We start from the raw sequence: 1,126 nt of genomic DNA, 5'->3' as shown, positions 1-1,126 counted from the left end.
GTAAGCAGCCAAGAGGGACAAGAAGTCTTCAACTTGAATGGCATCCAAACGCAATCGGGCTACTGTTACAACCTGATCAACGATCTGCCAAGCATGCAAGGACTCGTTGATGTCGTTCGCTTGAGTCCATTAGGCGTAAGTACCTTCTCAGAATTGGATCGCTTCCGTTCTAACGAACAAGGCTCAAATCCAGACAAACTATCAAGCCGCCAATGCAACGGTTACTGGCATCAATTGGCTGGCTTAGAAGTGAAGAACATTTAACTCTTCCGACAAAGTAAAAAGCGAGGCACTAGCCTCGCTTTTCTGCTGCCAACTTAAGACGCTTGGATGCTCGGTTCTACTGGGCTATCCACCATCAACTTTTTGATATCACGCCAAAGCATACTCATCACAACCAGACTTAACGCAATGTTGGAGAGCGGGAATGCAATCCAAATGCCTGTCACACCCAACAGTTTTGGCATGATGAACAAGAACGGCAGTTGAATAAGCATATTACCTACCGTCACAAACATCGCCTTACTGCCTTTGTTGACCGATTGATAGTAAGCCCCTGCTACCACTAAGAAACCATCCAGAAACAGTGCGAACATGTGGAGACGAATTCCCACCACAGCACTTTCGATAAGCTGCTGATCCGCGTCATTAAAGACGGATACGAGCTGGTACGGGAAAATGTTCATCAATACCACGAACACAACACCACCTAAAACCGATGTCCCCATAGCAATTTGTAGCAACTTACGAATGTTATCTTGATTTCGTGCGCCATGGTTGTAGCTCACCAAAGGCTGCATACCATTGGCAATGCCTTCCGCCACGAGATAATAGACCGTCACGATATAGCCTAAAATGGCGTAAGCGCCGATCAAAAGCGGGCTGCCGTATTGTGCGAATAACGCGTTGTGCAGAGCTACCATCGTAGATCCATAAGCGTACATAAAAAAGCTGGATGTCCCGATAAGCACAATTTTAGGAATAGCATCCAATTGCACTTTCAACTCTCTAAATGTTAGACGTAACTTCGCTTTAGAAGAGAAGAAGTAGCCCACACCTAGGACGGTGACAACCATCTGTGCCAATGCGGTCGCAATAGACGCTCCTGTTAGCTCCCATTTCATCC

2 pseudogenes are annotated in these 1,126 nt (G+C 46.4%); one reads left to right on the top strand and one right to left on the bottom strand.

Going from position 1 to position 1,126, the window contains the following annotated elements:
• A pseudogene (locus R7070_RS26175) lies at nt 1–264 on the top strand (U32 family peptidase); the annotation flags it as partial.
• Nucleotides 265–317: 53 nt separating this feature from the next.
• Here the strand turns inward: R7070_RS26175 and vmrA are convergent.
• Nucleotides 318–1,126 (bottom strand): annotated as a pseudogene (vmrA, locus tag R7070_RS26170) (sodium-coupled multidrug efflux MATE transporter VmrA); the annotation flags it as partial.

The organism is Vibrio sp. 1557 (genome assembly GCF_033340175.1).
Taxonomy (GTDB): domain Bacteria; phylum Pseudomonadota; class Gammaproteobacteria; order Enterobacterales; family Vibrionaceae; genus Vibrio; species Vibrio alginolyticus.
This window is presented reverse-complemented; position numbering and strand designations above follow the sequence as displayed.